Raw genomic sequence first — 26,349 nt, 5'->3', positions numbered from 1 at the left:
TGTCATTAAACGACCAATGCCCTGTATTGTCGCATTTTTTCGCGCGTATCAAAAATTTGTGACGGGAGAATGGCTGGTTTTTCGTCAATTGTTGTGACGCTTTTATCATGAAGTATGAAATGTAGCGTAAAATGTGTGGATGTAAATTGGCGATGTTTGCTTTATGATGCCGGCCGATTTTCATCTTTTTACTGACTGCAGGAAACGTACACCATGCCAGTGTTACACAACCGCATTTCGAATGACGCGCTCAAAGCTAAAATGTTGGCGGAATCTAAGCCGCGCACCACGATTTCGTTTTATAAATATTTCAACCTCGTTAATCCTCAGGATACGCGTGATGCGCTGTACCAACTGTTCACCGAGCTGAACGTTTTCGGGCGCGTATATCTGGCGCACGAAGGCATTAACGCACAAATCAGCGTGCCGCAAAGCAAGGTTGAGGCATTCCGTCAGCAGCTGTACGCGTTTGATCCTGCATTTGCCGGGCTGCGACTTAACATTGCGCTGGACGATGACGGAAAATCGTTCTGGGTACTGCGCATGAAAGTCCGTGAGCGTATTGTGGCGGATGGTATCGATGATCCTGATTTTGATGCCAGCAACGTTGGTGATTACCTGAAGGCGGCAGAAGTGAACGCTATGCTTGACGATCCTGACGCGGTGTTTATCGATATGCGCAACCACTATGAGTATGAGGTGGGGCACTTCGAGAACGCCATGGAGATCCCGGCAGATACGTTCCGCGATCAGTTGCCGAAAGCCGTTGAAATGATGCAGGAACATAAAGATAAAAAAATCGTAATGTACTGCACGGGCGGTATTCGCTGTGAGAAGGCCAGCGCCTGGATGAAATACAACGGGTTCAGTAAAGTCTGGCACATTGAGGGCGGCATTATTGAATATGCCCGTAAAGCTCGAGAACAGGGACTTCCGGTACGCTTCATCGGTAAAAACTTTGTTTTTGATGAGCGGATGGGGGAGCGGATCTCCGAAGATGTTATCGCACATTGTCACCAGTGTGGTGTGGCGTGCGACAGCCATACCAACTGCAAAAATGACGGCTGCCATCTGCTGTTTATCCAGTGCCCGGCCTGCGCCGAGAAGTACAAAGGGTGCTGCAGCGATCTGTGTTGTGAAGAGAGTACGTTGCCTGAAGAGGAACAACGTCGCCGTCGCGCAGGTCGTGAGAATGGCAATAAAATTTTTAATAAGTCCCGTGGCCGTCTGAATACTAAACTGGGTATTCCGGACCCTGCGCAATAAAATGATGCCGGATGAGGGCTACAGCCTCATCCGGCTGCCATTTTGGTAGCATTGAGATGCTATTTCTGCTGAACACCTTCTACCGAGATGATTAAGTCTACTTCCTGTGAAGCAGGCCCCAGGTCGGTGGTGATGTTAAAGTCCTTCAGTTTAATCTTCCCTTGTGCTTCAAAGCCTGCACGGGTGCCACCCCACGGATCGCCACCCTGACCAATAAGCTTCGCGTCCAGCGTGACCGGTTTGGTGACGCCGTTCAGCGTCAGATCCCCGGTAATATCCAGGTCGTTACCCGCTTTCTTCACGCTGGTGGAGGTGAAGGTCGCCTGCGGGAATTTGGCGACGTTAAGGAAATCTGCGCTGCGCAGATGCTTGTCACGCTCGGCATGATTAGTGTCAACGCTGTTGGTGTTAATGGTGACGTTCACTTTATCGGCGGCTGGATTTTTTTCATCGAAGGTAAACGATCCGTCGAAGTCTTTAAAGGTGCCGTACAGCCAGCTGTATCCCAGATGCTGAATACGAAAATTAACAAAGGCATGTTGTCCTTCTTTGTCGATTTTGTAATCTGCCGCGATGGCCGAACCGGTGGTAAACAGTAAAGATGCGAGAGTCAGTCCCAGCAGGTTTTTTTTCATTTTAAGCTCCATAGTCAGATGACGATTTTCCCAACATGCGATTAAGGGTATCGTCGTTGTCGATAAAGTGGTGTTTCAGGGCCATCAGCCCATGTAAAAGAGAGAGGACCACAACGCTCCAGGCAAGCCACAGGTGCAGACTCCCGGCGAGATCGGCCTGCACCCCGGCATTGGCGAGCGTGGCGGGTATCTCAAACCAGCCAAAGACGCTGATGGGTTTGCCGTCTGCGGTCGAAATTAAATACCCACTGATGACAATGGAGAACAGCAGCAGATATAAACTGAGGTGGCCCAGGGCCGCAGCCAGACGAGTTAAGCGAGAATAGCTTTTCAATGCCGCAGGAGGAGGAGAGCACAGCCGCCAGACCACGCGAATCACCAGCCCCATCATCAGCAATACGCCGATGCTTTTATGCAGTTCAGGTGCCTGGTGGTACCAGCCATCGTAATAGCTGAGTGTGACCATCCATAAACCCAACGCAAACATGCCATACACGGCAAGCGCGACCAGCCAGTGCAAAACGGCTGACACCACACCATAGCGCTGTGGACTATTATTGAATTGCATAAATACACCGATAGATATTTCAGAAGTGAATGAAAATGGCCTGTAAAAGACATTAATGCAACTAATAAATAACAATAGTGATGATATTTATTTTTAATTCAATAAATTTGATGTGATGATGAGTTGATCATCAGGTGTTTAGAGAAAGATGGGCGGGTAGAGCCTGATGTGCGGTACTTTGTAGGGTTTCTGATTATTCAATTAATCACAATAAAAATTAAAGAAATCTCAATTGCTGTCAATTATTGTCAGCAGGCTAAGATCAGAAAAACATAATATATATTACATCCATGATTGCCAGCAGCGACCATAAAATAATGTAGAGCATAAAATGCTCGCGTATATTATTCACCAGATAGTCAACGATGCGGCGCATCACTATTATTCCTTCAATAAAATGGCCCCAGTGGCGAGGCCATATCATGGTCATAGTTTAAAACGGTTCAGTTTGAACGGTGCCAGGTCGAAGGCCGACGGCTTGTCCTGGGCAAAATCAGCCGCAATCTCCCCCAGTACCGAGGCAAACTTAAAGCCGTGACCGCTTAGCCCGGTAATAATAAGCGTATTATCATGTCCGGGTAGCGTATCAATAATAAAGTCTTCATCCGGAGAGTTATCGTAGGTGCATGACGCACCGTGCAGACAACATCCCACGCCGGGCAGAACAGAACGCAGGAACGGGAAAGCCTCTGAACCATCGCTGGCGACAGCGGCAAACGCTTTGCGCTCTTCGGCTGAGTGAATAACCTGCCCGCCGTTATGTTTACCAATCTTCAGTTCGTCGTTCTCGGCCGGGAAACCGTAATACTGATCGCCATTAGGCAATTCGCCGGTGAAGGCCGGGAAATTGTTTTTAACGCTGTAGCGCCCGTCAGCCTGATACCACGCGAACACTTTGCGCACTGGCTGTATCGGCAATTCCGGTACTAATGCCTGTACCCAGGTGCCGGCACTCACCAGCGCTTTTTTCGCGTGATAGTCGCCGTCTGCGGTCTCAACCGTTACGCCATCATCATGATGGTGAATTGCGGTAACCGGGCATTTAAACAGCTGAGCGCAGCCTGCTTCCTCAGCCAGGCGAATCCAGGTCTTAATGGCCAACTCACTGCGCAGAAAACCTGAATCGGCCTCAAACAGGCCGATATAGTTTTCCGGGACACGAATTTCGGGCCAGCGGGCCATGATGGCAGCGGCATCCAACTGTTCAACGTTGAGCTGCCACTGTTTTGCGCTTTGCGCCACGTTAGATAAGAACGTGGAATCTGCCGGGCCGAGGTTGACAACACCAGAACGGACAAACACAGGTTCTTCATTATGCTGGGCGAGTTCATCCCACAATGTCTGCGCACGCAGGACCAACGGAACGTATTTTTCACCTTCGCCATAGGCATGACGAATTAAGCGTGTATCGCCGTGATGGCTACCCTGTTGGTGCGGTGGCATATGTGCATCGATCATCAGTACATTCAGACCGGCGCGCGTGGCATAGTATCCGGCGGCGGTGCCTACGGAACCGCTGCCAATAATGATTAAGTCGTATTTCATCCGCTTCTCTCTGCAATCGCGATAGTAGCAGGGTAAATAACTGACCTGGAATATTCAACCCGGAATGTTCAACCATCAAATAAGAAAGGCACCGTTAAGGTGCCTTTTGAAGGTTGGGTGCATCAGATTTAATGACGCTGATACTCATTAGCGGGGAAATCACCTGATTCAATTTTGGCGATTCCGGCTTCTAATATCGAAATAAATTGCCTGGCAACATCAGTGGTTAACCAGAGCGTTTGACCAACTTCAGTCCCATTTGGGTCTGGACGATTCGGGGTCTGGTAGTGCAAACGCAGCATCAGCGCATCATAGCTATCAACGGTGCTGATGTCCCATCCTACAAGCGGATGAGTCTGAATGACTTCATTATTCTTTTCCATCATGCCCCCTAATTCGTGTTACTAGACAACGGTTTTCGAGGTTCAATGCGTTTTTTTCTGAAGCAAGTTCAGTATACCAATAAATAAGGGTATTCACTGAAAATTTAAAGAGGACAGGGCATAATTTTTTTGTTTTAAGTGTTATCTGAACGATAAACCGGCATGTCATTCATATTTTTTTAGCATGTTGTGCAGTTATTTTGTGGTTTTGACTAAAAGATGATCAGCATGTAAATAAACATTAACTGTTTTGTTGAGAGAGATTGCTCGAAATCTTTATGATCCGGGAAAATAAAAAAAGCCGGGGCGACCCGGCAAAAAACATCACTGCATATCATTTTTTATTCATTAATGAACCAGTCATCCGCGCTTTCCCATGTCTCTTGCAGGATCTCGCTGATGCGTTCTTTGTCCTCTTTTGTCGCGCCAATGACCGACAGATTGTTTGTGCCGGCATAACGGACGGTGACGTTACCGTCGTTATCCGGAAAATGATGGTGAATACGACGGGAGAGTTCACCTGCCAACGCGTCAATGGCGCCAGCAGGCAAAGGCGAAGTTTTGGCAATAGTGACTTCAATACGCATAATAGCCCCCTGTTGAATATACTGGTTATTTATACAGTTAACTTCACCAGTTGACAACAGGTGGCGACATTTTTTTAGCGTTTCACTGACCAGCGTACTGTTTCACCGCCGAGGAAAGGCACCAGCGTGTCCCCCTCCAGTGCGATACTTTCCGGTATCTGCTGCTCTTCTTTAACCAGTTCAATAAAGGTGTCGTTAACCGGCAGTCCGTAGAAGCGAGGACCGTTAAGCGAGCAGAAGGCCTCAAAATGGGCCAGGGCGTTCATCTCTTCGAAGACGGTGGCATAACTGGCGAGCGCGGTAGGGGCATTAAAGCACCCCGCGCAGCCGCAGTTGGATTCTTTACGATGACGCGCATGCGGCGCCGAGTCAGTGCCGAGGAACGCCCGGCTGAAACCACTGGCGACCAGTTCGCGCAGCGCCTGCTGGTGGACGTTTCGCTTGAGAATAGGCAGGCAATACAGATGCGGACGAATGCCCCCGACCAGCATATGGTTGCGGTTAAACATCAAATGCTGCGGGGTAATGGTCGCTGCCAGCAGATCATTGCCGTCACGCACGTAGTCGGCGGCGTCTTTAGTGGTGATATGTTCAAACACCACTTTCAGCGCGGTCAGACGCGACCGCAATGGCTCCATCACCGTGTCAATAAAGCGAGCTTCGCGATCGAATATATCAATCTCCGCATGCGTGACTTCACCGTGCACCAGCAAAGGCATGCCGAGTTTTTCCATCCGTTCCAGAACCGGCATGATGGCATCAATAGAGGTCACGCCGTGAGTAGAGTTGGTGGTGGCGTTAGCCGGGTAGAGTTTGGCGGCGGTGAAAACACCTTCGTTGAACCCGCGCTCCAGTTCGTTGGGATCCAGCGTGTCCGTCAGATAGCAGGTCATTAACGGGGTGAAATCGTGTCCGGCAGGTACGGCGTCCAGAATACGCTGACGGTAAGCGATGGCTGCGTCAACAGTAGTGACGGGCGGTGCCAGGTTCGGCATGACAATTGCGCGTCCATAAATTTCACTGGTATAGGGCACGACAGTTTTCAACATGTCGCCATCGCGAAAGTGAAGATGCCAGTCGTCTGGGCGGCGGATCTTTAATACCTGGGATGGTGCAGTCATCAATATGCTCCGGCTGAGGATAGTCTTTTTTGCCGGAAACAAAGGATAAGCGGAAACGTTTTCGTTTGCACGAAAAAAAAGGGCGCTGATGCGCCCTTTGATGTGTTAATCGGTGAACGGGATGATGATTTCACCCGGTTTTACTTCAATTCCTTTTGCCAGCTTTTTCGCCAGCGCTTCGCCTTCACTGCTGTCTTCACGCAGGACGTATGCCGGTTGCTGGTTGAAATAATTGCGCAGCGACTGGTTTAAATATGGCATCAGGGTTTGCAAAACCGACTGCATTTTTTCTGGTGTGACGGTCGCATCAACCACTTCCATCTCTTGCAGATAAATCGCGCCTTTTTCTTTATTGAACACCGGTAATGCTTTTAACTTCAGCTTCATTGTCGCTTTCTGGCTGCCAAATAGTGAGTTCATGTCCAGGTTGGCATCGCCGGTCAGGGTCACTTTATTGGGTTCTTCACGACCTATCTGACTGGTCAGATTGCTCAGCACGATGTGGGCTTCAGCAACGCCGGGCAAACCGATATCTTTCGAAAAATTATTATGCTTTGCCAGCGCCTGGTTAATTTCTTGCTCGCTTACCGTGTATTGTGTGAGTTGATTACAACCAACCAACAGGCCGCTGACAATGAGTGCAGCAGCAAAAAAAAACTTTTTCATGGGGTTCCTCAACATGATGCTTATGGCGTAATCGTGACACAAAGCAGCATCCAGTACCAGCGCCCCGGACACCAGCAAAAAAACTGAAAAGGTGTCCGGGCTGAGGGTTACGCGTCAGGCATCAGGCTCCAGCATGCCACGCGTCGTGCGTTTGTGGCTGAACTGCCAGCCCAGCGCCAGGAAGGTGATAATGCCGATAACACCCAGCATCATCCACGGTAACTCGGGCTGCGACAGTGCCTTACCCATATCAAACAGCCAGCCGCCGCCGATGTAGCCTATGGCGCCGCCGATGGCGAGTCCCAGCCGACTAAAGCCCATATAGCTCCCCCGGGCCCGTGCGCTCGCCAGCGAGGCGCTGAGCGTTTCACGTGCTGGCTCAGCAATAATGGAGCCGATATAGAACGTGCAGATCAGGGTGAAGAGCTGCTGTAGGTTTCCGACCAACCCAATAGGCATCATGCTGAGTGACATGATTAACAGACCGGCCATCAGACGGTGTTCAAGGCGAAAACGTTTTTCGCTCCAGCGGGCAATCGGGTAGAGCAACGTTAACGAGAGGCACGCCTCGATGGCATACATCCATTTGACGGCCGCCGGGGATCCTGCAATGTCGTTAACCATAATCGGCAGCATCAGCATCACCTGGACTGCCAGCATGTAGTAACCTGCCAGCGTCAGCACGTAAGTGACAAATCGTTTGTCACGCATCACGTGGTTCATTCCTTCACGCACCGGAATTTTCACTGTCGATAGTTTCCACGCAGGAAGCAACCAGGCGTTAAAGGCGGCGCACAGGATGAAGATAATGGCCCCGGTGGCGCAGACCAGCCTGAAGTCATACTGTAACAGCCAGCTTCCCAGTAATGCCCCAATGACCGCCCCGGCGCTGTCCTGCATCATCAGGATGGAGAAGAAGCGCCCGCGCTTTTCCGGGCGGATCAGTTTGACCACCAGCGCCGAACGGGGGGGATCGAACAGCGTGCCGCCCAGCCCGGAGAGAAAACAGGAAAACCACAGAAGCCAGGGTTCATGGGCGATTCCCATCGTCGCAAACCCGGCGGCGCGCATCAGCATGCCGGTGACAATCATCGGTTTTGCGCCAAAACGGTCGGCAATGGCCCCGCCAAAAATTCCCAAACCCTGCTGAATAAATTGACGTAACCCGAGCGCGATGCCGACCATCACGGCGGCCCAACCCATTTGGTCGACGAAACGAATCGAGATCAGCGGGAAGACGACGAAGAAACCCAGCACGACCAGCATATTATCGATAAGCAGGAAATATTTACCCAGGTTCCTCGCCTGCGAGACTTGCGACATTTCCCCTCCAGGGAAAAACTCGTCACTCTGTTTAGAGTTTTAACGGTAAGCCTGTCTATTCTGCGGGGTTGTCTGACCTTTTCCCACCCTCGGCGGGACAATATTTTTTTATCAAAAGTCGGTCTTGATAGAGAGTTTTCATCAAAATGTGTGAATAATTCAAGAAATGGTGTTTTGCTCTTTTCATCGGGCATATTTGTACAGGTATAGTATCGCGAATAGCGTATTGAAAACGGTGCGGGAAGGAGTAGGTATAGAATGTTTGGCTATCGCAGTAACGTGCCAAAAGTGCGCTTAACCACGGACCGCCTGGTCGTGCGTTTAGTGCATGAGCGTGATGCCTGGCGTCTGGCAGATTATTACGCAGAGAATCGTCATTTCTTAAAGCCCTGGGAGCCTATTCGCGATGAAAGCCACTGCTATCCCTCTGGCTGGCAGGCGCGTCTGAGTATGATCACCGAGTTTCATAAACAAGGCTCTGCCTGGTACTTTGCGCTGCTCGACCCGGAAGAGAAAGAGATTATCGGTGTTGCAAATTTCTCCAACGTTGTGCGTGGATCGTTTCACGCCTGCTATCTCGGCTATTCCATTGCGCAAAAGTGGCAAGGGCAGGGATTGATGTACGAGGCATTGGTTGCAGCCATTCGCTACATGCAGCGCACGCAGCATATTCATCGCATTATGGCGAACTATATGCCACACAATAAACGTAGCGGCGATTTGCTGGCGCGGCTTGGATTTGAAAAAGAAGGTTATGCCAAAGACTATCTGCTGATAGATGGGCAGTGGCGCGATCATGTGCTGACGGCGTTAACAACATCAGAATGGACCCCCGGTCGCTAAGTTTCAGCTGTATTGGCTGATGAATGGAGAAGACGATGAAATATGAATTAACCGCTACCGAAGCACGCGTGATTGGCTGTTTGCTGGAAAAACAGGTGACTACGCCGGAACAATATCCGCTCTCCGTGAATGGTGTCGTGACCGCCTGTAACCAAAAAACCAATCGTGAACCGGTGATGAATCTGTCGGAATCGGAGGTGCAGGATCAGCTCGATAATCTGGTGAAACGCCATTTCTTGCGTACGGTGAGCGGATTCGGCAATCGTGTGACCAAGTACGAACAGCGCTTCTGCAATTCAGAGTTTGGTAACCTTAAGCTCAGCGCCGGTGAGGTGGCCTTGATCACCACGCTGTTACTGCGCGGTGCGCAGACGCCGGGCGAACTGCGTAGTCGCGCATCCCGCATGTATGAATTCAGCGATGTGGCGGAAGTGGAGTCAACGCTGGAACAGCTGGCCACCCGCGAAGATGGTCCTTACGTGGTCCGTCTGGCGCGTGAACCGGGAAAACGCGAAAGCCGCTATATGCATCTGTTCTGTGGCGACGTCGATCTGACGATGGTGACAACCGCTGATGAGCCTCAGGCGGCATCCAGCGATTTGCAGGCGCGCGTTGAGGTGCTGGAAAGCGAAGTCGCTGAGTTAAAACAGCGGCTCGAATCCTTGCTGGCGCATCTGGGAGAGTAACGTGAAAAAACTTCGTATCGGTGTCGTCGGGTTGGGCGGCATCGCGCAAAAGGCCTGGCTACCCGTGTTGGGCGCCGCTGCGGACTGGACGTTACAGGGGGCCTGGTCACCTTCGCGTGAGAAAGCAGAACGGATTTGTGCAGCCTGGCGCATGCCGTATGTTGATTCATTACAAAACCTGGCGGCAACCTGTGATGCGGTTTTCGTACACTCCAGTACTGCGACGCACCATGCGGTAGTCAGCGAATTGCTTCATGCAGGGGTCCACGTTTGCGTGGATAAACCGCTGGCGGAAAACCTGCGTGATGCGGAACAACTGGTGGAGCTGGCGGCGCGAAAAAAACTGACGTTGATGGTCGGATTTAACCGCCGGTTTGCGCCGCTGTATCGCGAGTTAAAGTCGCAGTTAAGCCAGCCAGCCTCCATCCGCATGGATAAGCATCGCAGCGATAGCGTCGGGCCACACGATCTGCGTTTTACGCTGCTGGATGACTATCTGCATGTGGTGGACACCGCGCTGTGGCTGGCAGGGGGAAAGGCACAGCTAAATAGCGGCACGCTGTTAACCAATGAGTCCGGAGCAATGCTGTATGCAGAACACCATTTCTGCGTCGACCGGCTGCAGATAACGACCAGTATGCATCGCCGTGCGGGCAGTCAGCGCGAGAGCGTGCAGGCGGTTATCGACGGTGGGTTAATTGATGTCACGGATATGCGTGAATGGCGTGAGGAGCGCGGACACGGTGTCGTTCAGCAACCGATACCCGGCTGGCAAACGACGCTGGAGCAGCGAGGCTTTACCGGATGTGCGCGCCATTTTATTGAATGCGTGCAAAATCAGACAGTTCCTGAGACAGCGGGTGAGCAGGCTATTCTGGCGCAGCGCGTGGTGGAAAAGCTGTGGCGGGATGCGATGGACGAATAACCCCCTGTAACATCTGGCGGTAGTAATTCATTGTAATCCAGGTACTATACCCAAAATAATTCGAGTTGCAGGCAGGCGGCAAGGGAGTGAATCCCGTTGAGCTTACTCTGGTAAGTGATTCGGGTGAGCGAGCGTAGCCAACGCACATGCAGCTTGAAGTATGACGGGTATATATGCCCACTCAAAATAACACCTCTTTTCAACCATAGGCTGGCTTGTAGGCCTGATAAGACGCTGCGGCGTCGCCATCAGGCACAGTGACATTGCCGGATGGCGATGTTGGTTATACGGGGTTTTGCCTCAGAGTCTGGAATACAACATAGATGAATTTATTAAAGTCACTGGCAGCCGTCAGCTCAATGACGATGTTCTCACGCGTGCTGGGTTTTGCGCGTGATGCGATCGTCGCCAGAATCTTTGGTGCAGGGATGGCGACCGATGCCTTTTTTGTGGCATTCAAACTTCCTAATCTGCTGCGTCGAATTTTTGCTGAAGGCGCGTTTTCTCAGGCATTTGTCCCTATTCTGGCTGAATACAAAAGTAAGCAGGGCGAAGATGCCACCCGCGTGTTTGTTTCCTACGTGTCTGGCTTGCTGACGCTGGCGTTGGCCGTGGTGACGGTTGCCGGGATGCTTGCCGCGCCGTGGGTGATCATGGTCACCGCGCCAGGCTTTGCCGATACTGCTGACAAATTTACGCTGACTACCCAGCTGTTGCAGATAACCTTTCCTTATATTCTGTTGATTTCGCTGGCCTCGTTGGCGGGTGCGATTCTGAATACCTGGAACCGTTTCTCTATTCCGGCGTTTGCGCCGACGTTTCTCAACATCAGCATGATCGGTTTTGCGCTGTTTGCCGCTCCGTATTTTAATCCGCCGGTGCTGGCGCTGGCGTGGGCCGTGACCGTCGGTGGTGTGCTGCAACTGGTTTATCAGCTTCCGCACTTGAAGAAAATTGGCATGCTGGTGCTGCCGCGCGTGAATTTTCGTGATGCGGGCGCGATGCGCGTAGTGAAGCAGATGGGTCCGGCGATCCTCGGCGTTTCCGTCAGCCAGATTTCCCTGATTATCAACACGATTTTCGCGTCATTTCTGGCTTCAGGTTCGGTTTCCTGGATGTACTACGCTGACCGTTTGATGGAGTTCCCGTCAGGTGTTCTGGGCGTCGCGCTGGGCACTATTCTGCTGCCCTCGCTGTCAAAAAGTTTTTCCAGCGGTAACCATGATGAATATTGTCGCCTGATGGACTGGGGGCTGCGTCTGTGCTTCCTGCTCGCCTTGCCCAGTGCGGTGGCATTGGGGATCCTGGCAAAGCCGCTGACGGTTTCATTGTTCCAGTACGGTAAGTTTACCGCTTTTGATGCGTCCATGACCCAGCGCGCGCTGGTGGCGTATTCGGTCGGCCTGATTGGCCTGATCGTGGTGAAAGTGTTGGCCCCCGGATTTTACTCCCGTCAGGACATTAAAACGCCGGTGAAAATTGCCATCGTGACGCTGATTATGACCCAGGTGATGAACCTGGCGTTTATCGGTCCGTTGAAACATGCCGGGCTGTCGCTGTCGATCGGTCTGGCGGCCTGTCTGAACGCCTCGCTGCTGTACTGGCAGTTACGTAAACAGAAAATATTCACGCCACAGCCGGGTTGGGCCTGGTTCCTGGCGCGTCTGGTGATCTCTGTGCTGGTGATGTCTGCGGCGCTGGTGGGGATGCTGTACATTATGCCGGAGTGGTCTCAGGGGACGATGCTGTGGCGTCTGCTGCGCTTAATGGCGGTGGTGTTGGTCGGTATTACTGCTTACTTTGCCGCGCTGGCCGTGCTGGGCTTTAAAGTGAAAGAGTTTGTGCGCCGAACGGCATAATGAACATACTGCCGGATGAGGGGAGCACCTTATCCGGCCTGCAAAACACGCAGGCCTGAAAGCTACGAGCCGTCAGGCATTCGTCAAATTGAGAACTTCTTTCCGCCGCGATGGGCTGAGGATGTTTGGCCGTTAGCGCCATACAGCGTGGGTTCCTGATGCGGTTTAAGTACCTCGAGCGCCTGTTGATTGCGCTCGATTTGTCCTTCCAACAGCCAACCATTATGCTGGTTGAGATCGCGTAAATGCTGCGTTTTAGTGGTAATCGTCTGCCAGCGTTGGGCAATATCAGCATTAGCGCTGCGCGTCGCATCGTGCTCAAGACGTCGCTGCTGCTCCAGGTAATCCAGGGTTGCCAGCAAAGAGCTTTTTTCTTCTGTAATACGCTGTAGCTGGCTACCGTGAATGTGGCCTGCGGAAAGTTGCTGCTGCTCAGCATCCATCACCGTTTTCAGGTCATTCAGGACAGTCGTCATCTGATCAAGTATTTCTGACAAACACGTCATACTTTATTTACTCTGTAAGTAGCTCTGCGCCTCGCGGATCAGCGAGTCGGCAATTTTTCCGGTATCCATTTTCAACTCACCGTTACGGATGGCGGTTTTCAGTGCTTCGACGCGCTCCATATTGATGTCGTTGGTGCCGGGTTGCATCAGCTTTGCCTGCGCGTCGCTCAACATGACGCTAGTGCTGTTGGTCGTGGACGTTTTTTCCTTACGTGTTTTTTGGACCAACGTGTCGCTGGCTTCGCGCGGCTGGACAGTGCTAACTGGCTTCAATGGTGAGGTACGATCAATACTCATTTTTTTTATCCTCATCGAGGGGTTACGCTATAGCGGCCCGCTTTAATCATTGGTTGATTATCTATCGGCATCCGCAAAAAAATCTTTAACCTATTATAGGTTAATAAGAATATTCCCATCAGCATCGACGACGCCGCTGACGACCTGGCCTGAAAGCATCCGTACCCTGGCGTTCTGGGCAACTGCCGCATTATTCAGCGCCTTACCTTCCGCATTCACGCGAAAACCGTCTCCATTGGCGATAACCAACACGCGCTGACCCGCTTTTATCCGCCATGCCTGACGCAGCATGGTGAGCTGGATCGGCTGGCCAGCGACCACATCACGCAGACTCACCGCCTCCTGCACCTGGTTAATGTCCAGCACGGTACGCGGCGGCAGTTGGTCCAGACGACCGCGTTTTAGCGTTACGCTGGCTGAGTTAAGCGCGCTTCCCCGGGCGATAGGGGCAGCGGCAACCACGTAGTCGCCCGTGGCCTGCACGTTCACCTGTAGGTAACGTTTTTCATTACCGCATCTCGCCAGCACATTCACATTGCCCCATAACTTCGCGCTACCGGCCACGCTGAGTGCCGGTTGCTCACAGGCAGGCAGCAGGTTGGGTGGGGTCCGCAGGGTAACGACCACCTCGTCACTGAACCCTGCCAGTCGCTCGGAAAACCACGCCGTAAGCTGCGAATTCAGGTCTTGCGCCAGCGTCAGGGGGCTGAACAGCAGTGCGACCACCGCTATTCCACGTTTGAACGTTTGCATCAATACCTCTCGCTTTTTCAGGCTGTGGCTGGATTTTACCTGTGTGACGCCGCCATCAACGCAACAAATAGCGACGCATTTTGCGCTTATTCCAGCGATAACGCGCGCGTAATGGGATTTAAGCTGTCGGCTGAATTTTGTCATTTGCGGAGGAGATATGCTCGATAAGCTCGACGCCGCCTTACGTTTTCAACAGGAAGCGCTGAATCTGCGCGCCCAACGCCAGGAAGTATTAGCGGCCAACATTGCCAACGCCGACACGCCGGGGTATCAGGCGCGCGACCTGGATTTCGCCAGTGAATTAAAAAAAGTCATGGTGCGTGGACGGGAAGAAACCGGCGGTGTCTCGTTGACGCTGACCTCTGCACAACATATTCCGGCCCAGACGCTTTCTGCACCCTCGACGGAGCTGCTTTACCGTATTCCAGACCAGCCGTCGCTGGATGGCAATACGGTGGATATGGACCGGGAGCGTACGCAGTTTGCCGATAACAGCCTGAAGTATCAGATGGGGCTCACCGCATTGGGTGGACAAATCAAGGGCATGATGACCGTGCTGCAAGGAGGGAACTAATTCGTGGCGTTGTTAAATATTTTTGATATCGCAGGCTCGGCGCTGACCGCGCAGTCCCAGCGTCTGAACGTGGCGGCCAGCAACATGGCGAATGCGGACAGCGTAACCGGACCTGACGGTCAACCGTATCGCGCGAAGCAGGTTGTTTTTCAGGTTAACGCCGCGCCGGGTGCGGCAACTGGTGGCGTAAAAGTCGCTGACGTCATTGAGAGCCAGGCGCCGGACAAGCTGGTTTATGAACCGGGTAACCCGCTGGCGGACGCGAACGGTTACGTCAAAATGCCCAATGTGGATGTGGTCGGAGAGATGGTCAACACCATGTCAGCCTCACGCAGCTATCAGGCAAACGTCGAAGTGCTCAATACTGTAAAAAGTTTGATGCTTAAAACGCTGACGCTAGGTCAGTAAAGGAGGCGCACATGTCAATTGCTGTAAAAACGAATGACCCGAACACCACGGGTGTTAATTCCACCAGTAGCAAAAGCTCGCTGACGGGCAGCAATGCTGCTGACCTGCAAAGCAGCTTTCTGACGCTGCTCGTCGCGCAGCTGAAAAACCAGGATCCGACCAACCCCCTGCAAAACAACGAACTCACCACCCAGTTGGCGCAAATCAGTACCGTCAGCGGGATTGAAAAGCTGAATACTACGCTGGGGTCGATTTCTGGACAGATAGACAACAGCCAGTCGCTGCAGGCCAGTACCTTGATTGGTCATGGCGTGATGATTCCAGGTACCACGATCCTGACCGGAAAAGGGACGGAAGAGGGGGCGACCACCACCACGACCCCGTTTGGCGTAGAGCTGCAGCAGCCAGCCGATAAGGTCACTGCCACCATTACCGATAAAGACGGCAAGGTCGTGCGCACGATCGATATTGGTGAGCTGAAGGCGGGGGTTCACACCTTCACCTGGGACGGCACCATGACGGATGGCACGACGGCCCCGAGCGGTTCCTACAACGTGGCGATAGCCGCCAGTAATGGCGGTACACAGCTTGTGGCACAGCCGCTTCAGTTTGCGTTGGTGCAGGGGGTTATTCGCAGCAATGGCGGTAACACGCTGGACCTCGGTACCTATGGAACCACCACCCTCGACGAAGTACGGCAGATCATCTAAGCCTTCACACTTATCAGGAGTAAGTCATGGCCTTTTCTCAAGCGGTCAGCGGTCTGAACGCTGCAGCGACCAACCTCGATGTCATTGGTAACAACATCGCCAACTCCGCGACCTACGGGTTTAAATCCGGTACCGCTTCCTTTGCGGATATGTTTGCCGGTTCTAAAGTGGGCCTGGGCGTTAAAGTTGCGGGTATTACCCAGGACTTTACCGATGGCACCACCACGAATACCGGCCGTGGGCTGGATGTTGCCATTAGCCAGAACGGTTTCTTCCGTATGGTCGACAGCAACGGGTCTGTTTTCTTCAGCCGTAACGGTCAATTCAAGCTCGATCAAAACCGTAACATCGTCAACATGCAGGGGCTGCAGCTGACGGGCTATCCGGCCACCGGCACACCGCCGACAGTACAGCAGGGCGCGAACCCGGGGCCGATCACCGTTCCGAATACGTTGATGGCGGCACAGGCAACCAGCAAAGCATCAATGCAGATCAACCTGAACTCATCGGATAAAATAATCCCGACAACGACAAAGTTCGATCCGAAAGATGCGGACAGCTATAACAAAAAAGGCCCTGTCACCGTTTTTGACAGCCTGGGGAATGCCCACGAAGTTAACGCCTATTTTGTAAAGCAGCCTAATAACAAATGGGCCGTGTATACCATCGATAGCAGCGATCCTGCAGCTGCAGTGCCTACAACGCCGACTTCTACGCTGGAATTTAATACCAGCGGGGCATTAATCGGGGGGGGCGCCTTTGATATCACCACTAGCGCACTCAATGGCGCACCAGCAATCACCTTTGCAATGAGTTTCCAGAACTCTATGCAGCAGAACACCGGCGCCAACAACATCGTTGCGACGAATCAGGACGGCTACAAACCGGGCGATCTGGTGAGCTACCAGATTAACAACGACGGCACCGTCGTCGGTAACTACTCCAACGAACAAAAGCAAGTACTGGGGCAGATCGTGCTGGCTAACTTTGCCAACAACGAAGGACTGGCTTCTCAGGGCGATAACGTCTGGGCGGCAACTCAGGCCTCCGGTGTGGCGCTGCTGGGCACCGCGGGTACCGGTAACTTCGGCAAGCTGACGAACGGCGCGCTGGAAGCATCGAACGTGGATTTGAGTAAAGAACTGGTGAACATGATCGTCGCCCAGCGTAACTATCAGTCGAACGCGCAGACCATCAAAACCCAGGATCAGATCCTCAACACGCTGGTCAACCTGCGCTAAGCGCCTGACGGGACGGCTTAATGGATCACGCAATTTATACCGCCATGGGCGCGGCCAGTCAGACGCTGAACCAACAGGCGGTGACGGCCAGCAACCTGGCAAACGCCTCAACGCCGGGTTTCCGCGCGCAGCTTAATGCGCTACGTGCGGTGCCGGTTGAAGGGCTCTCTTTACCGACGCGTACGCTGGTGGTGGCCTCAACGCCAGGGGCTGATATGACGCCAGGTCAGATGGACTACACCTCCCGCCCGCTGGACGTTGCGCTGCAACAGGACGGCTGGCTGGCGGTGCAGACCGCTAACGGCAGTGAAGGGTACACCCGTAATGGCGCAATTCAGGTAAGCCCCACCGGTGAACTGACCATTCAGGGACATCCGGTGATTGGCGAAGCCGGGCCAATAGCGGTACCGGAAGGTTCAGAAATCACCATTGCTGCTGACGGGACGATTTCTGCGCTGAACCCAGGCGATCCGGCGAATACCGTGGCGCCTGTCGGGCGTCTGAAGCTGGTGAAGGCAACGGGAAGTGAAGTGCAGCGTGGTGATGACGGTATGTTCCGCCTGAGCGCGGCAGCACAGGCGACCCGTGGCCCGACGCTTCCGGCCGATCCCAGCATCCGCGTGATGTCGGGCGTGCTGGAGGGCAGTAACGTCAAACCGGTTGCCGCGATGAGCGACATGATCGCCAGCGCCCGTCGCTTCGAAATGCAGATGAAGATTATCAGTAGCGTGGATGATAACGCGGGTCGCGCCAACCAACTGCTGTCGATGAGTTAATACAGGACATTTTATGATCAGTTCATTATGGATCGCCAAAACCGGCCTGGATGCACAGCAAACCAACATGGATGTGATTGCCAACAACCTGGCAAACGTCAGCACCAATGGTTTCAAGCGTCAGCGTGCGGTGTTTGAAGATCTGTTGTACCAGACGATTCGTCAACCGGGCGCGCAGTCTTCTGAACAGACCGTACTGCCTTCGGGTTTGCAAATCGGTACCGGTGTGCGTCCGGTGGCGACCGAGCGTTTACACAGTCAGGGCAACCTGTCACAGACCAATAACAGCAAAGATGTGGCGATTAAAGGCCAGGGTTTTTTCCAGGTCATGTTGCCGGATGGTACCTCTGCTTATACGCGTGACGGCTCTTTCCAGGTGGATCAGAACGGCCAACTGGTGACGGCAGGCGGTTTTCAGGTTCAGCCAGCGATCACCATTCCAGCGAACTCGCTCAGCATCACTATCGGGCGTGATGGCATCGTCAGCGTAACCCAGCAAGGACAGGCGGCGCCGGTACAGGTAGGCCAGCTCAACCTGACCACCTTTATGAACGATACCGGACTGGAAAGCATTGGTGAGAACCTGTACACCGAGACGCAATCTTCAGGTGCGCCGAACGAGAGCACGCCAGGGCTTAACGGCGCGGGTCTGCTGTATCAGGGCTATGTTGAAACCTCTAACGTCAACGTGGCGGAAGAGCTGGTGAATATGATCCAGGTTCAACGTGCTTACGAAATCAACAGCAAAGCGGTGTCGACTACCGATCAGATGCTGCAAAAACTGACGCAACTCTAACGTGTTGTCCGGTGGGGTGAAAACCTCACCGGCACACTGATGTAGAAGATGAAGGCAATGCGAAAAAACGCGCTTCACCCATACCCGATTACGGCCCTGCTGGTGGTGTCACTGACAGGATGTGCCTGGATCCCGGCCACGCCGCTGGTTCAGGGGGCGACCTCTGCCCAGCCGATACCTGGCCCAACGCCGGTGGCGAATGGATCAATTTTTCAGTCTGCGCAGCCAGTTAACTATGGCTACCAGCCGCTATTTGAAGACCGCCGTCCGCGCAATGTTGGCGATACGCTAACTATCGTATTGCAGGAAAACGTCAGTGCGAGCAAAAGCTCTTCTGCTAACGCCAGCCGTGATGGCAAAACAAACTTTGGTTTCGACACGGTGCCGCGCTACCTGCAGGGACTGTTTGGCAACGAGCGTGCTGACGTAGAAGCGTCCGGTGGGAACTCCTTTAACGGTAAAGGTGGCGCCAATGCCCGTAACACCTTTAGCGGTACGCTGACCGTGACCGTCGATCAGGTTCTGGTCAACGGCAATTTACACGTTGTGGGTGAAAAGCAGATCGCCATAAACCAGGGCACTGAATTTATCCGCTTCTCCGGGGTGGTTAACCCGCGCACCATCAGCGGCAGCAACTCTGTTCCGTCAACCCAGGTGGCGGATGCACGTATTGAGTATGTCGGTAACGGCTATATCAACGAAGCGCAGAATATGGGCTGGTTGCAGCGTTTCTTCCTTAATTTGTCACCGATGTAAGCGAGGCTTTCTGTGTTTAAAACTCTTGTTGCAATGGTCCTGATGCTGGCAACCACGTTGGCCCATGCCGATCGTATTCGCGATCTGACCAGCGTTCAGGGTGTGCGTGAAAACTCGCTGATTGGCTACGGGCTGGTGGTGGGACTGGACGGCACGGGTGACCAGACCACCCAGACGCCGTTCACCACCCAAACGCTCAATAACATGCTCTCTCAACTGGGGATCACCGTGCCGACCGGCACCAATATGCAGTTGAAAAACGTGGCGGCGGTGATGGTGACGGCATCCTTTCCTGCGTTTGGACGTCAGGGACAAACCATTGACGTTGTGGTCTCTTCAATGGGTAACGCCAAGAGCCTGCGCGGCGGGACGCTGCTGATGACCCCGATGAAAGGGGTTGATAGCCAGGTCTATGCGCTGGCGCAGGGCAATATTTTAGTCGGCGGCGCCGGTGCTGCGGCGGGCGGCAGTAGCGTTCAGGTGAACCAACTCAATGGTGGGCGGATCACCAACGGGGCCACTATTGAACGCGAACTTCCTAGCCAGTTTGGTGGCGGAAACACCCTCAATCTGCAGCTGAATAATGAAGACTTCACCCTGGCACAGCAGATAACCGACACCATTAACCGTTCGCGTGGGTTTGGCAGCGCCACGGCGCTGGATGCGCGTACGATTCAGGTGCGTGTGCCGAGCGGCAATAGCTCACAGGTGCGCTTCCTCGCTGATATCCAGAATATAGAAGTGAACGTAACGCCGCAGGATGCGAAGGTGATTATCAACTCCCGTACGGGATCGGTAGTGATGAACCGCGAAGTTACGTTGGACAGTTGCGCGGTCGCGCAGGGCAACTTGTCTATCACGGTGAATCGCCAGGCCAACGTCAGTCAGCCCGATACGCCGTTTGGCGGTGGGCAAACCGTGGTTACTCCGCAAACCCAAATCGATATGCGTCAAAGCGGCGGCTCGTTGCAGAGCGTGCGCTCCAGCGCCAATTTGAACAATGTGGTTCGCGCCCTCAATGCGCTCGGTGCCACGCCAATGGATTTGATGTCAATTCTGCAATCCATGCAAAGTGCGGGTTGTTTACGCGCCAAACTGGAAATTATCTGATGATTGGTGACAGCAAACTGCTGACCAGCGCCGCCTGGGATGCGCAATCGCTGAACGAACTGAAAGCGAAGGCGGGTCAGGATCCGGCGGCAAATATCCGTCCGGTCGCCCGCCAGGTTGAAGGGATGTTTGTCCAGATGATGCTGAAAAGCATGCGTGAAGCGCTGCCAAAAGATGGCGTCTTTAGCAGCGACTCGACGCGCTTGTACACCAGCATGTATGACCAGCAAGTAGCCCAGCAGATGACAGCAGGCAAAGGTCTGGGGCTGGCTGAAATGATGGTTAAGCAGATGACCGAAGGCCAGGGGACGCCTGCGGATGATGCGCCGCAGGTACCGATGAAGTTTTCACTGGAAACGGTGACCAGCTATCAAAACCAGGCACTGACGCAGATGGTGCGTAAAGCGCTACCGAAAGCGGTGGAAGGGAATGACGAACCGCTGTCGGGCGACAGTAAAGACTTCCTTGCTCAGCTATCGCTACCAGCAAAACTGGCGAGTCAACAAAGCGGGGTACCTCATCATCTGATCCTGGCGCAGGCGGCGCTGGAATCCGGTTGGGGGCAACGCCAAATCCGCCGTGAGAACGGTGAGCCGAGCTTTAACATTTTCGGCGTGAAGGCTTCGGGGAGCTGGAAAGGGCCGACCACCGAAATCACCACTACCGAATATGAAAACGGTGAGGCGAAAAAAGTGAAAGCCCGATTCCGTGTCTATAGCTCGTACCTTGAGGCGCTGTCGGATTATGTCGGGCTGATATCGCGTAATCCGCGCTACGCTGCAGTCACCGGCGCAGCGACTGCCGAGCAGGGTGCACAGGCCTTGCAGAATGCAGGCTACGCCACCGATCCGCACTATGCGCGTAAATTAACCACCATGATCCAGCAGTTGAAATCGATGAGTGAGAAAGTGAGCAAAACCTACAGTAGCAATCTCGACAATCTGTTTTAAATAGCTCAAGTCTGCCCACTCGCTGCCGATAATAACCAGTATTGAAGGATTACAAGGAACCTCCATGTCCAGCTTGATTAACAACGCCATGAGTGGTCTCAGCGCAGCGCAGGCCGCGTTGAACACTGCCAGTAATAACATCACCAGCTATAACGTGGCCGGGTATACCCGTCAGACGACCATCATGGCGCAAGCGAACAGCACGCTGGGTGCGGGGGGCTGGGTTGGCAATGGCGTCTATGTTTCTGGCGTGCAGCGTGAGTATGACTCGTTCATCAGTAATCAGTTACGCGCCGCGCAGAACCAAAGCAGTGGCCTGACAACGCGCTATGAGCAAATGTCGAAAATCGATAACCTGCTTGCCAGCAAGACCAGTTCTATTTCTACCTCGATGCAAGGCTTTTTCACCAGCTTACAAACGCTGGTCAGTAACGCAGAAGACCCGGCGGCGCGTCAGGCGCTGATTGGCAAAGCAGACGGTTTAGTCAACCAGTTCAAAACTACCGATCAGTATCTGCGCGATCAGGATAAGCAGGTTAATATCGCGATCTCCGCCAGTGTTGACCAGATCAACAACTACTCGAAGCAAATTGCCAGCCTCAATGACCAAATCTCTCGTCTGACTGGCGTCGGCGCGGGGGCTTCGCCGAACGATCTGCTGGACCAGCGCGATCAGTTGGTGAGCGAGTTGAACAAAATTGTCGGCGTTGAGGTTAGCATTCAGGACGGCGGCACCTACAACATCACCATGGCGAATGGCTATTCGCTGGTGCAGGGCAGCAGCGCCCGCCAGCTTGCTGCTGTACCGTCCAGCGCCGATCCAAACCGCACCACCGTGGCCTATGTCGATGGGGTTGCGGGGAATATTGAAATCCCGGAAAAACTGCTCAACACCGGCTCACTGGGTGGGTTGTTAACGTTCCGCTCTCAGGAACTGGACCAGACACGTAATACGCTGGGCCAATTGGCTCTGGCATTTGCCGATGCCTTTAACACGCAGCATAAAGCCGGTTTTGATACCGATGGCGTTGCGGGTAAGGATTTCTTCGCCATCGGCGATCCGTCGGTGACCAGTAATGCTAAAAACACCGGTAAAGCGGAGTTAACCGCTGAAGTTGATGACAGTTCTAAAGTGCAGGCGACTGACTATAAAGTTGTGTTTAACGGTGGCAAGTGGCAAGTCACGCGCCTCGCGGATAATTCAACGTTTGAAGCCAAACCGGATACCAACGGTAAACTGGACATTGATGGTCTGAAAGTGACGGTGACGGATAATCCCACCGGCGCGAAAGATAACGACAGTTTTATTCTGAAACCGGTTAGCAATGCCATTGTCAATATGAAGGTGATGGTGACTGACGAGTCAAAAATCGCCATGGCGGAAGTGTCTAAGAACGACGTTGATCCGGATAAAGACAAGGGTAAAAGCGATAACCGTAACGGTCAAAAACTGCTGGATCTGCAAACCAAAGCGACCGTCGGGAATAAAACTTTCAACGACGCGTATGCCACGATGGTAAGCGATGTCGGTAACAAAACCGCGACGCTGAAAACCAGCAGCACCACGCAAAAAAACGTGGTCACGCAGATCTCTAACCAGCAGCAGTCTATTTCCGGGGTTAACCTCGACGAAGAGTACGGCAATTTGCAGCGTTATCAGCAATATTACCTGGCTAACGCTCAGGTGCTGCAAACCGCGAATACGCTATTTGATGCACTGATTAATATTCGCTAAGGGAGAGGGACATAATGCGTATCAGTACCCAGATGATGTACCAGCAGAATATGCGCGGCATCACTAACTCTCAGGCTGAATGGATGAAGTTCGGCGAGCAAATGTCGACGGGCAAACGGGTCATCAATCCGTCTGACGATCCGATTGCCGCCTCACAGGCCGTGGTGCTGTCTCAGGCTCAAGCGCAGAATAGCCAGTATACGCTGGCACGCACTTTTGCGACGCAGAAAGTTTCACTGGAAGAAAACGTTTTAGGCCGGGCAACGACGGCGATTACTGCGGCACAGGAAAAAATCGTCAGCGCCGGGAACGGCACGTTAAGTGATGATAACCGGGCGTCCCTGGCCAAAGATTTGCAGGGGATCCGCGACCAGTTAATGAATCTGGCAAACAGTACTGATGGCAATGGGCGCTATATTTTTGGTGGATACAAAACGGAAGCGGCGCCGTTTGCTCAGACTGATGGTACCTATTCTGGCGGGACGGAGAATATCACTCAACAGGTGGATGCTGCCCGTTTGATGGTCATTGGCCACACCGGGGACAAAATTTTTAACTCCGTAACCAGTAATGCCGTTCCGGAACCTGACGGAAGCAAGCCAGAAACGAATTTATTTGTCATGCTGGATACGGCGATTGCCGCGTTAAATACGCCGATAGAAGGCGATGATGTGGCAAAAGCAAAGGCTGCTGAAGCGATTGATAAAACTAACCGTGGGCTGAAGAACTCGCTCAATAACGTCCTGTCCGTCCGTGCTGAATTAGGCACACAGCTCAGTGAACTGAGCTCGCTGGATTCGCTGGGCGCCGATCGTGCGTTAGGGCAAACTCAGCAGATGAGTAACCTGGTGGATGTCGACTGGAACGCAGCGATTTCGTCCTATGTTATGCAGCAGGCTGCGCTGCAGGCATCCTATAAAGCGTTTACCGATATGCAGGGAATGTCGTTGTTCCAGTTAAATCGTTAACGCCTTTTTTTGAAACATATCATGAAACTGGATATGTTTGTCTGCCCGCGCCACTTACACCCCGGCGCGGGCATTTTTTTAGGCCGTTTTTGTTTGGCTCACCACGGTATTACCCGTCAGTCTTATCATCAGGGCAATCGCGCCACTGACGGTTGCCAACCCGACAACGCCTTGCCAGTTTGCCAGGGCGTAAACTTGGGTGCCGAGAACTGAGCCCAGTGCCATACCGATGAACACCAGGGTAAACAGCAGGGCGTTCAGGCGGCCCCGCGCCTGAGGCTCCAGGCTATAGACCAGATTCTGGTGGGCCACCAGGCTGGATTGCAGCCCAAGATCGAAGCCAACCGCTGAAAGGGCAATCAGTAGCCACTGCCCCTGTACCGGCAGAGCGGGCAGTAAGAACATCAGCGCGAAAGAAAGCGTCACTAATAATGCCCCCAGTTGCGTGACCTTTTCGCCGCCAACTCTGTCAGCAAGATGTCCGGCTAGCGGTGCGGCAAGCGCGCCTGCTGCTCCTGCAATACCAAAACCCCCGGCGGCTGCGCTGCCCATGTGATAATGCTCGGATAACATCACCGCCAGCGTTGACCAGAAGGCACTGAAGGCAATTGACAGGAATCCCTGTGCCAGCGCCGCCCGGCGCAGTACAGGATACCGTTGCCAGAGTTTGGCCATTGAGAGCATTAACGACGGATAGCTCAGCGTGGAATTGGCCGCAAAGTGAGGCAGCATTTTCCACATCACCACCGTAATAATGGCAATACTGATGGCGGCGAGTTGATACATCTCGCGCCAGCCAAACGCTTCGCCCACCAGACCACTGACGGTGCGGGAGAGCAAAATGCCCAGCAACAGGCCGGTCATCACCGTACCGACCGTTTTTCCCTGTTTCCCCGCAGGGGCGAGTATGGCTGCTGCGGGAACGATGTCCTGTGCCATGGTTGCTGCCATTCCCACCAGCAAGCTAATCAACAGCAGTGAATGCAGTTGCCCGCTAAAGCTGCAGGCCAGAAGCAGCACGGCAAGTGAGATGCTTTTCAGCAAGATTAATGTCCGGCGGTCATAGCGGTCGCCAAGCGGCAAGAGAAACAAAATCCCCAGCGCGTACCCGGCCTGGGTAAGCGTCGGCACCAGCCCCATACCGGTGAGACTTAGGGTCAGGTCCTGACCGATCAGTGGCAGAAGAGGCTGGGCATAGTAGATAGCCGCCACGCTGAAACCGGCGCCAAGTGCCAGAACAAAGATGACCCAACGGGAAAGTGCGGTAGATGTGTTCACAAATGATTCCTCAATCACAGGATGTGCGGCTATTTTTATCTTTCCCTCACTGGCACGGTAGCGGGCGTGGTGGTAAAACAGTTATACGTTTGGCGTATGATGAAAGTAATTATTTTGAAAAATGAGCGTATAGACAGAGTGGAGCTGATGCGGACGTTTGTGCGCATCGTTGAGGCAGGATCGCTCTCTGCGGCGGCAAAACAGATGGGGACCACCCAGGCGACCGTCAGTCGGAGACTGCAATCCCTGGAAACACTGCTGGGTGTGAAACTGATTTTACGCACCACCCACGCGATGAAATTGACTGATGACGGAGAACGGGGATATCAGCATGCTAAGCATATTATCGATGCCTGGTTAGCGCTGGAAGATGGGCTGAATATCACGGAGGATGAACCCGTCGGTACGCTGCGGGTACGAGCGCCTCATGCGTTTGGTCAGCAACAACTGCTTGAACCGCTGCTGCAATTTCTGGCCCGTTATCCGCAGTTATCGGTGGAGTGGATGCTCAATGACAAAACGGTGGATTTCCTTAGCGACAATATTGATTGCGCGATCCGAGTGGGTGCGGAAGTTGATCCGGCAACGGTCTCCGTTCTGCTGGCCGAAGTGCCTCGAAGCATTGTGGTCAGCCCGGCATTGCTGGCGCAGTATGGCGATACTACGCATCCCGAACAGTTATCAACGCTGCCGTGGATTGCTGTAAACACGTTTTATCAGCATAGTGTGTCGCTGCGCCATCAACAGCGAAATGAACCCATCACGATAAATATCTCTCCCCGATTAAGCACAGACAGTATTTATGTTGCCAGAAATGCGGCTCTGGCAGGGCTGGGGGTAGCCATTGTGTCAAGCTGGATGGTAGAAGAAGATATTGTTCACGGGCGTTTAGTCGAGCTATTCGCAGACTGGCCTGCGGCATCGCTGCCGGTGCATCTGGTGTATCCCTGGGCGCGTTATTATCCGGTCCGACTGCGTAAATTTCTGGCGCTGATGAAGGATGTGATGCCGCAGCTGACGGGAATGAAACAAATCGATAAGAAATAAAAAAGCCGACCCGAAGGTCGGCTTTGATGTTGATTAC

Annotated in this window: 30 protein-coding genes; 17 read left to right on the top strand and 13 right to left on the bottom strand. The window is 53.2% G+C overall.

Annotated features, from left to right (window positions below):
• Positions 1-213: 213 nt before the first annotated feature.
• A complete protein-coding gene (locus FDW98_RS15300; RefSeq protein WP_096757580.1) occupies positions 214-1,266 on the top strand; it encodes a rhodanese-related sulfurtransferase in 1,053 nt (350 codons plus the stop codon).
• A 59-nt stretch (positions 1,267-1,325) separates the two neighbouring features.
• Here FDW98_RS15300 and FDW98_RS15295 read toward each other — a convergent pair whose 3' ends face one another.
• The 9 genes from FDW98_RS15295 to mdtH form a co-directional block, all read right to left on the bottom strand.
• Positions 1,326-1,901, bottom strand: a complete 576-nt coding sequence (locus FDW98_RS15295; protein ID WP_096757579.1) for a YceI family protein — start codon at positions 1,899-1,901, stop codon at positions 1,326-1,328.
• A 1-nt stretch (position 1,902) separates the two neighbouring features.
• Positions 1,903-2,469, bottom strand: a complete 567-nt coding sequence (locus FDW98_RS15290; protein ID WP_096757578.1) for a cytochrome b — start codon at positions 2,467-2,469, stop codon at positions 1,903-1,905.
• A gap of 262 nt (positions 2,470-2,731) precedes the next feature.
• On the bottom strand, positions 2,732-2,845 hold the full coding sequence (locus FDW98_RS15285; protein ID WP_096757577.1) for a YceO family protein: 114 nt from the start codon (positions 2,843-2,845) through the stop codon (positions 2,732-2,734).
• 50 nt (positions 2,846-2,895) lie between these two features.
• Positions 2,896-4,014 carry an N-methyl-L-tryptophan oxidase gene (solA, locus tag FDW98_RS15280; protein WP_096757576.1) on the bottom strand — a complete coding sequence of 373 codons (1,119 nt, stop codon included), beginning with the start codon at positions 4,012-4,014 and terminating at the stop codon, positions 2,896-2,898.
• Positions 4,015-4,142: 128 nt separating this feature from the next.
• A complete protein-coding gene (gene bssS, locus FDW98_RS15275; protein WP_096757575.1) occupies positions 4,143-4,397 on the bottom strand; it encodes a biofilm formation regulator BssS in 255 nt (84 codons plus the stop codon).
• Between the two features lie 341 nt (positions 4,398-4,738).
• Positions 4,739-4,984: a DNA damage-inducible protein I gene (gene dinI / locus FDW98_RS15270; RefSeq protein WP_096757573.1), complete on the bottom strand. Its 246-nt coding sequence runs from the start codon at positions 4,982-4,984 to the stop codon at positions 4,739-4,741.
• 74 nt (positions 4,985-5,058) lie between these two features.
• Positions 5,059-6,105: a dihydroorotase gene (gene pyrC, locus FDW98_RS15265; RefSeq protein WP_096757572.1), complete on the bottom strand. Its 1,047-nt coding sequence runs from the start codon at positions 6,103-6,105 to the stop codon at positions 5,059-5,061.
• Between the two features lie 105 nt (positions 6,106-6,210).
• Positions 6,211-6,771, bottom strand: a complete 561-nt coding sequence (locus FDW98_RS15260; RefSeq protein ID WP_096757571.1) for a lipoprotein — start codon at positions 6,769-6,771, stop codon at positions 6,211-6,213.
• Between the two features lie 114 nt (positions 6,772-6,885).
• Positions 6,886-8,094: a multidrug efflux MFS transporter MdtH gene (mdtH, locus tag FDW98_RS15255; RefSeq protein WP_096757570.1), complete on the bottom strand. Its 1,209-nt coding sequence runs from the start codon at positions 8,092-8,094 to the stop codon at positions 6,886-6,888.
• A 258-nt stretch (positions 8,095-8,352) separates the two neighbouring features.
• Here mdtH and rimJ point away from each other — a divergent pair, with 258 nt between their 5' ends.
• The 4 genes from rimJ to murJ all read left to right on the top strand — a co-directional run bounded on the left by rimJ (position 8,353) and on the right by murJ (position 12,407).
• Positions 8,353-8,937 (top strand): ribosomal protein S5-alanine N-acetyltransferase, encoded by a 585-nt coding sequence (gene rimJ / locus FDW98_RS15250; RefSeq protein WP_096757569.1) that lies wholly within the window; start codon positions 8,353-8,355, stop codon positions 8,935-8,937.
• A gap of 35 nt (positions 8,938-8,972) precedes the next feature.
• Positions 8,973-9,623: a YceH family protein gene (locus FDW98_RS15245; protein ID WP_096757568.1), complete on the top strand. Its 651-nt coding sequence runs from the start codon at positions 8,973-8,975 to the stop codon at positions 9,621-9,623.
• A gap of 1 nt (position 9,624) precedes the next feature.
• A complete protein-coding gene (locus tag FDW98_RS15240; RefSeq protein ID WP_096757567.1) occupies positions 9,625-10,548 on the top strand; it encodes a Gfo/Idh/MocA family protein in 924 nt (307 codons plus the stop codon).
• 323 nt (positions 10,549-10,871) lie between these two features.
• Positions 10,872-12,407, top strand: a complete 1,536-nt coding sequence (gene murJ, locus FDW98_RS15235; RefSeq protein WP_096757566.1) for a murein biosynthesis integral membrane protein MurJ — start codon at positions 10,872-10,874, stop codon at positions 12,405-12,407.
• A gap of 83 nt (positions 12,408-12,490) precedes the next feature.
• Here the strand turns inward: murJ and flgN are convergent, their stop codons facing one another.
• From flgN to flgA, 3 genes are all read right to left on the bottom strand, one after another.
• A complete protein-coding gene (flgN, locus tag FDW98_RS15230) occupies positions 12,491-12,913 on the bottom strand; it encodes a flagella biosynthesis chaperone FlgN (protein ID WP_096757565.1) in 423 nt (140 codons plus the stop codon).
• Positions 12,914-12,916: 3 nt separating this feature from the next.
• Positions 12,917-13,210 (bottom strand): flagellar biosynthesis anti-sigma factor FlgM, encoded by a 294-nt coding sequence (flgM, locus tag FDW98_RS15225; RefSeq protein ID WP_096757564.1) that lies wholly within the window; start codon positions 13,208-13,210, stop codon positions 12,917-12,919.
• A gap of 93 nt (positions 13,211-13,303) precedes the next feature.
• The gene (gene flgA, locus FDW98_RS15220; protein ID WP_096759433.1) at positions 13,304-13,963 is read right to left on the bottom strand and encodes a flagellar basal body P-ring formation chaperone FlgA; all 660 of its coding nucleotides are present in this window, start codon (positions 13,961-13,963) and stop codon (positions 13,304-13,306) included.
• Positions 13,964-14,120: 157 nt separating this feature from the next.
• On the opposite strand from flgA, the gene flgB reads away from it, so the two are divergent.
• The 11 genes from flgB to flgL all read left to right on the top strand — a co-directional run bounded on the left by flgB (position 14,121) and on the right by flgL (position 23,987).
• Positions 14,121-14,537, top strand: coding sequence for a flagellar basal body rod protein FlgB (flgB, locus tag FDW98_RS15215; protein ID WP_096757563.1), 417 nt, complete (start codon positions 14,121-14,123; stop codon positions 14,535-14,537).
• 3 nt (positions 14,538-14,540) lie between these two features.
• A complete protein-coding gene (gene flgC / locus FDW98_RS15210) occupies positions 14,541-14,945 on the top strand; it encodes a flagellar basal body rod protein FlgC (RefSeq protein WP_096757562.1) in 405 nt (134 codons plus the stop codon).
• A gap of 11 nt (positions 14,946-14,956) precedes the next feature.
• Positions 14,957-15,655: a flagellar hook assembly protein FlgD gene (flgD, locus tag FDW98_RS15205; RefSeq protein WP_096757561.1), complete on the top strand. Its 699-nt coding sequence runs from the start codon at positions 14,957-14,959 to the stop codon at positions 15,653-15,655.
• Positions 15,656-15,681: 26 nt separating this feature from the next.
• The gene (gene flgE, locus FDW98_RS15200; RefSeq protein WP_096757560.1) at positions 15,682-16,896 is read left to right on the top strand and encodes a flagellar hook protein FlgE; all 1,215 of its coding nucleotides are present in this window, start codon (positions 15,682-15,684) and stop codon (positions 16,894-16,896) included.
• Positions 16,897-16,916: 20 nt separating this feature from the next.
• Positions 16,917-17,672, top strand: a complete 756-nt coding sequence (locus FDW98_RS15195) for a flagellar basal body rod protein FlgF (RefSeq protein WP_096757559.1) — start codon at positions 16,917-16,919, stop codon at positions 17,670-17,672.
• 13 nt (positions 17,673-17,685) lie between these two features.
• Positions 17,686-18,468, top strand: a complete 783-nt coding sequence (flgG, locus tag FDW98_RS15190; RefSeq protein ID WP_045441663.1) for a flagellar basal-body rod protein FlgG — start codon at positions 17,686-17,688, stop codon at positions 18,466-18,468.
• Positions 18,469-18,525: 57 nt separating this feature from the next.
• Positions 18,526-19,224, top strand: coding sequence for a flagellar basal body L-ring protein FlgH (locus FDW98_RS15185; protein ID WP_096757558.1), 699 nt, complete (start codon positions 18,526-18,528; stop codon positions 19,222-19,224).
• Between the two features lie 12 nt (positions 19,225-19,236).
• Positions 19,237-20,334, top strand: a complete 1,098-nt coding sequence (locus tag FDW98_RS15180; protein ID WP_096757557.1) for a flagellar basal body P-ring protein FlgI — start codon at positions 19,237-19,239, stop codon at positions 20,332-20,334.
• Positions 20,334-21,284: a flagellar assembly peptidoglycan hydrolase FlgJ gene (gene flgJ, locus FDW98_RS15175; RefSeq protein ID WP_096757556.1), complete on the top strand. Its 951-nt coding sequence runs from the start codon at positions 20,334-20,336 to the stop codon at positions 21,282-21,284. The genes FDW98_RS15180 and flgJ overlap by 1 nt, the downstream gene beginning before the upstream one ends.
• 64 nt (positions 21,285-21,348) lie before the next feature.
• A complete protein-coding gene (gene flgK, locus FDW98_RS15170; RefSeq protein WP_096757555.1) occupies positions 21,349-23,019 on the top strand; it encodes a flagellar hook-associated protein FlgK in 1,671 nt (556 codons plus the stop codon).
• Positions 23,020-23,033: 14 nt separating this feature from the next.
• Positions 23,034-23,987: a flagellar hook-associated protein FlgL gene (gene flgL, locus FDW98_RS15165; protein WP_096757554.1), complete on the top strand. Its 954-nt coding sequence runs from the start codon at positions 23,034-23,036 to the stop codon at positions 23,985-23,987.
• A gap of 78 nt (positions 23,988-24,065) precedes the next feature.
• On the opposite strand, the gene FDW98_RS15160 is transcribed toward flgL, so the two are convergent.
• A complete protein-coding gene (locus tag FDW98_RS15160) occupies positions 24,066-25,265 on the bottom strand; it encodes an MFS transporter (RefSeq protein WP_096757553.1) in 1,200 nt (399 codons plus the stop codon).
• A 21-nt stretch (positions 25,266-25,286) separates the two neighbouring features.
• Here FDW98_RS15160 and FDW98_RS15155 point away from each other — a divergent pair, with 21 nt between their 5' ends.
• A complete protein-coding gene (locus FDW98_RS15155) occupies positions 25,287-26,312 on the top strand; it encodes a LysR family transcriptional regulator (RefSeq protein ID WP_096757552.1) in 1,026 nt (341 codons plus the stop codon).
• Positions 26,313-26,349 lie beyond the last annotated feature (37 nt).

Source organism: Citrobacter sp. wls711, assembly GCF_005281055.1.
Taxonomy (GTDB): Bacteria; Pseudomonadota; Gammaproteobacteria; order Enterobacterales; family Enterobacteriaceae; genus Citrobacter; species Citrobacter gillenii.
The sequence above is the reverse complement of the archived record's forward strand: the minus strand, read 5'-3'. Positions and strand labels throughout refer to the sequence as shown.

What these genes read in the sequence shown, in the direction of transcription:
- FDW98_RS15300 (WP_096757580.1), top strand. Translation starts at nt 214, where the DNA reads ATGCCAGTGTTACACAACCGCATTTCGAATGACGCGCTCAAAGCTAAA.
- FDW98_RS15295 (WP_096757579.1), bottom strand. Translation starts at nt 1,901, where the DNA reads ATGAAAAAAAACCTGCTGGGACTGACTCTCGCATCTTTACTGTTTACC.
- FDW98_RS15290 (WP_096757578.1), bottom strand. Translation starts at nt 2,469, where the DNA reads ATGCAATTCAATAATAGTCCACAGCGCTATGGTGTGGTGTCAGCCGTT.
- FDW98_RS15285 (WP_096757577.1), bottom strand. Translation starts at nt 2,845, where the DNA reads ATGCGCCGCATCGTTGACTATCTGGTGAATAATATACGCGAGCATTTT.
- solA (WP_096757576.1), bottom strand. Translation starts at nt 4,014, where the DNA reads ATGAAATACGACTTAATCATTATTGGCAGCGGTTCCGTAGGCACCGCC.
- bssS (WP_096757575.1), bottom strand. Translation starts at nt 4,397, where the DNA reads ATGGAAAAGAATAATGAAGTCATTCAGACTCATCCGCTTGTAGGATGG.
- dinI (WP_096757573.1), bottom strand. Translation starts at nt 4,984, where the DNA reads ATGCGTATTGAAGTCACTATTGCCAAAACTTCGCCTTTGCCTGCTGGC.
- pyrC (WP_096757572.1), bottom strand. Translation starts at nt 6,105, where the DNA reads ATGACTGCACCATCCCAGGTATTAAAGATCCGCCGCCCAGACGACTGG.
- FDW98_RS15260 (WP_096757571.1), bottom strand. Translation starts at nt 6,771, where the DNA reads ATGAAAAAGTTTTTTTTTGCTGCTGCACTCATTGTCAGCGGCCTGTTG.
- mdtH (WP_096757570.1), bottom strand. Translation starts at nt 8,094, where the DNA reads ATGTCGCAAGTCTCGCAGGCGAGGAACCTGGGTAAATATTTCCTGCTT.
- rimJ (WP_096757569.1), top strand. Translation starts at nt 8,353, where the DNA reads ATGTTTGGCTATCGCAGTAACGTGCCAAAAGTGCGCTTAACCACGGAC.
- FDW98_RS15245 (WP_096757568.1), top strand. Translation starts at nt 8,973, where the DNA reads ATGAAATATGAATTAACCGCTACCGAAGCACGCGTGATTGGCTGTTTG.
- murJ (WP_096757566.1), top strand. Translation starts at nt 10,872, where the DNA reads ATGAATTTATTAAAGTCACTGGCAGCCGTCAGCTCAATGACGATGTTC.
- flgN (WP_096757565.1), bottom strand. Translation starts at nt 12,913, where the DNA reads ATGACGTGTTTGTCAGAAATACTTGATCAGATGACGACTGTCCTGAAT.
- flgM (WP_096757564.1), bottom strand. Translation starts at nt 13,210, where the DNA reads ATGAGTATTGATCGTACCTCACCATTGAAGCCAGTTAGCACTGTCCAG.
- flgA (WP_096759433.1), bottom strand. Translation starts at nt 13,963, where the DNA reads ATGCAAACGTTCAAACGTGGAATAGCGGTGGTCGCACTGCTGTTCAGC.
- flgB (WP_096757563.1), top strand. Translation starts at nt 14,121, where the DNA reads ATGCTCGATAAGCTCGACGCCGCCTTACGTTTTCAACAGGAAGCGCTG.
- flgD (WP_096757561.1), top strand. Translation starts at nt 14,957, where the DNA reads ATGTCAATTGCTGTAAAAACGAATGACCCGAACACCACGGGTGTTAAT.
- flgE (WP_096757560.1), top strand. Translation starts at nt 15,682, where the DNA reads ATGGCCTTTTCTCAAGCGGTCAGCGGTCTGAACGCTGCAGCGACCAAC.
- FDW98_RS15195 (WP_096757559.1), top strand. Translation starts at nt 16,917, where the DNA reads ATGGATCACGCAATTTATACCGCCATGGGCGCGGCCAGTCAGACGCTG.
- flgG (WP_045441663.1), top strand. Translation starts at nt 17,686, where the DNA reads ATGATCAGTTCATTATGGATCGCCAAAACCGGCCTGGATGCACAGCAA.
- FDW98_RS15185 (WP_096757558.1), top strand. Translation starts at nt 18,526, where the DNA reads ATGCGAAAAAACGCGCTTCACCCATACCCGATTACGGCCCTGCTGGTG.
- flgJ (WP_096757556.1), top strand. Translation starts at nt 20,334, where the DNA reads ATGATTGGTGACAGCAAACTGCTGACCAGCGCCGCCTGGGATGCGCAA.
- flgK (WP_096757555.1), top strand. Translation starts at nt 21,349, where the DNA reads ATGTCCAGCTTGATTAACAACGCCATGAGTGGTCTCAGCGCAGCGCAG.
- flgL (WP_096757554.1), top strand. Translation starts at nt 23,034, where the DNA reads ATGCGTATCAGTACCCAGATGATGTACCAGCAGAATATGCGCGGCATC.
- FDW98_RS15155 (WP_096757552.1), top strand. Translation starts at nt 25,287, where the DNA reads ATGTGCGGCTATTTTTATCTTTCCCTCACTGGCACGGTAGCGGGCGTG.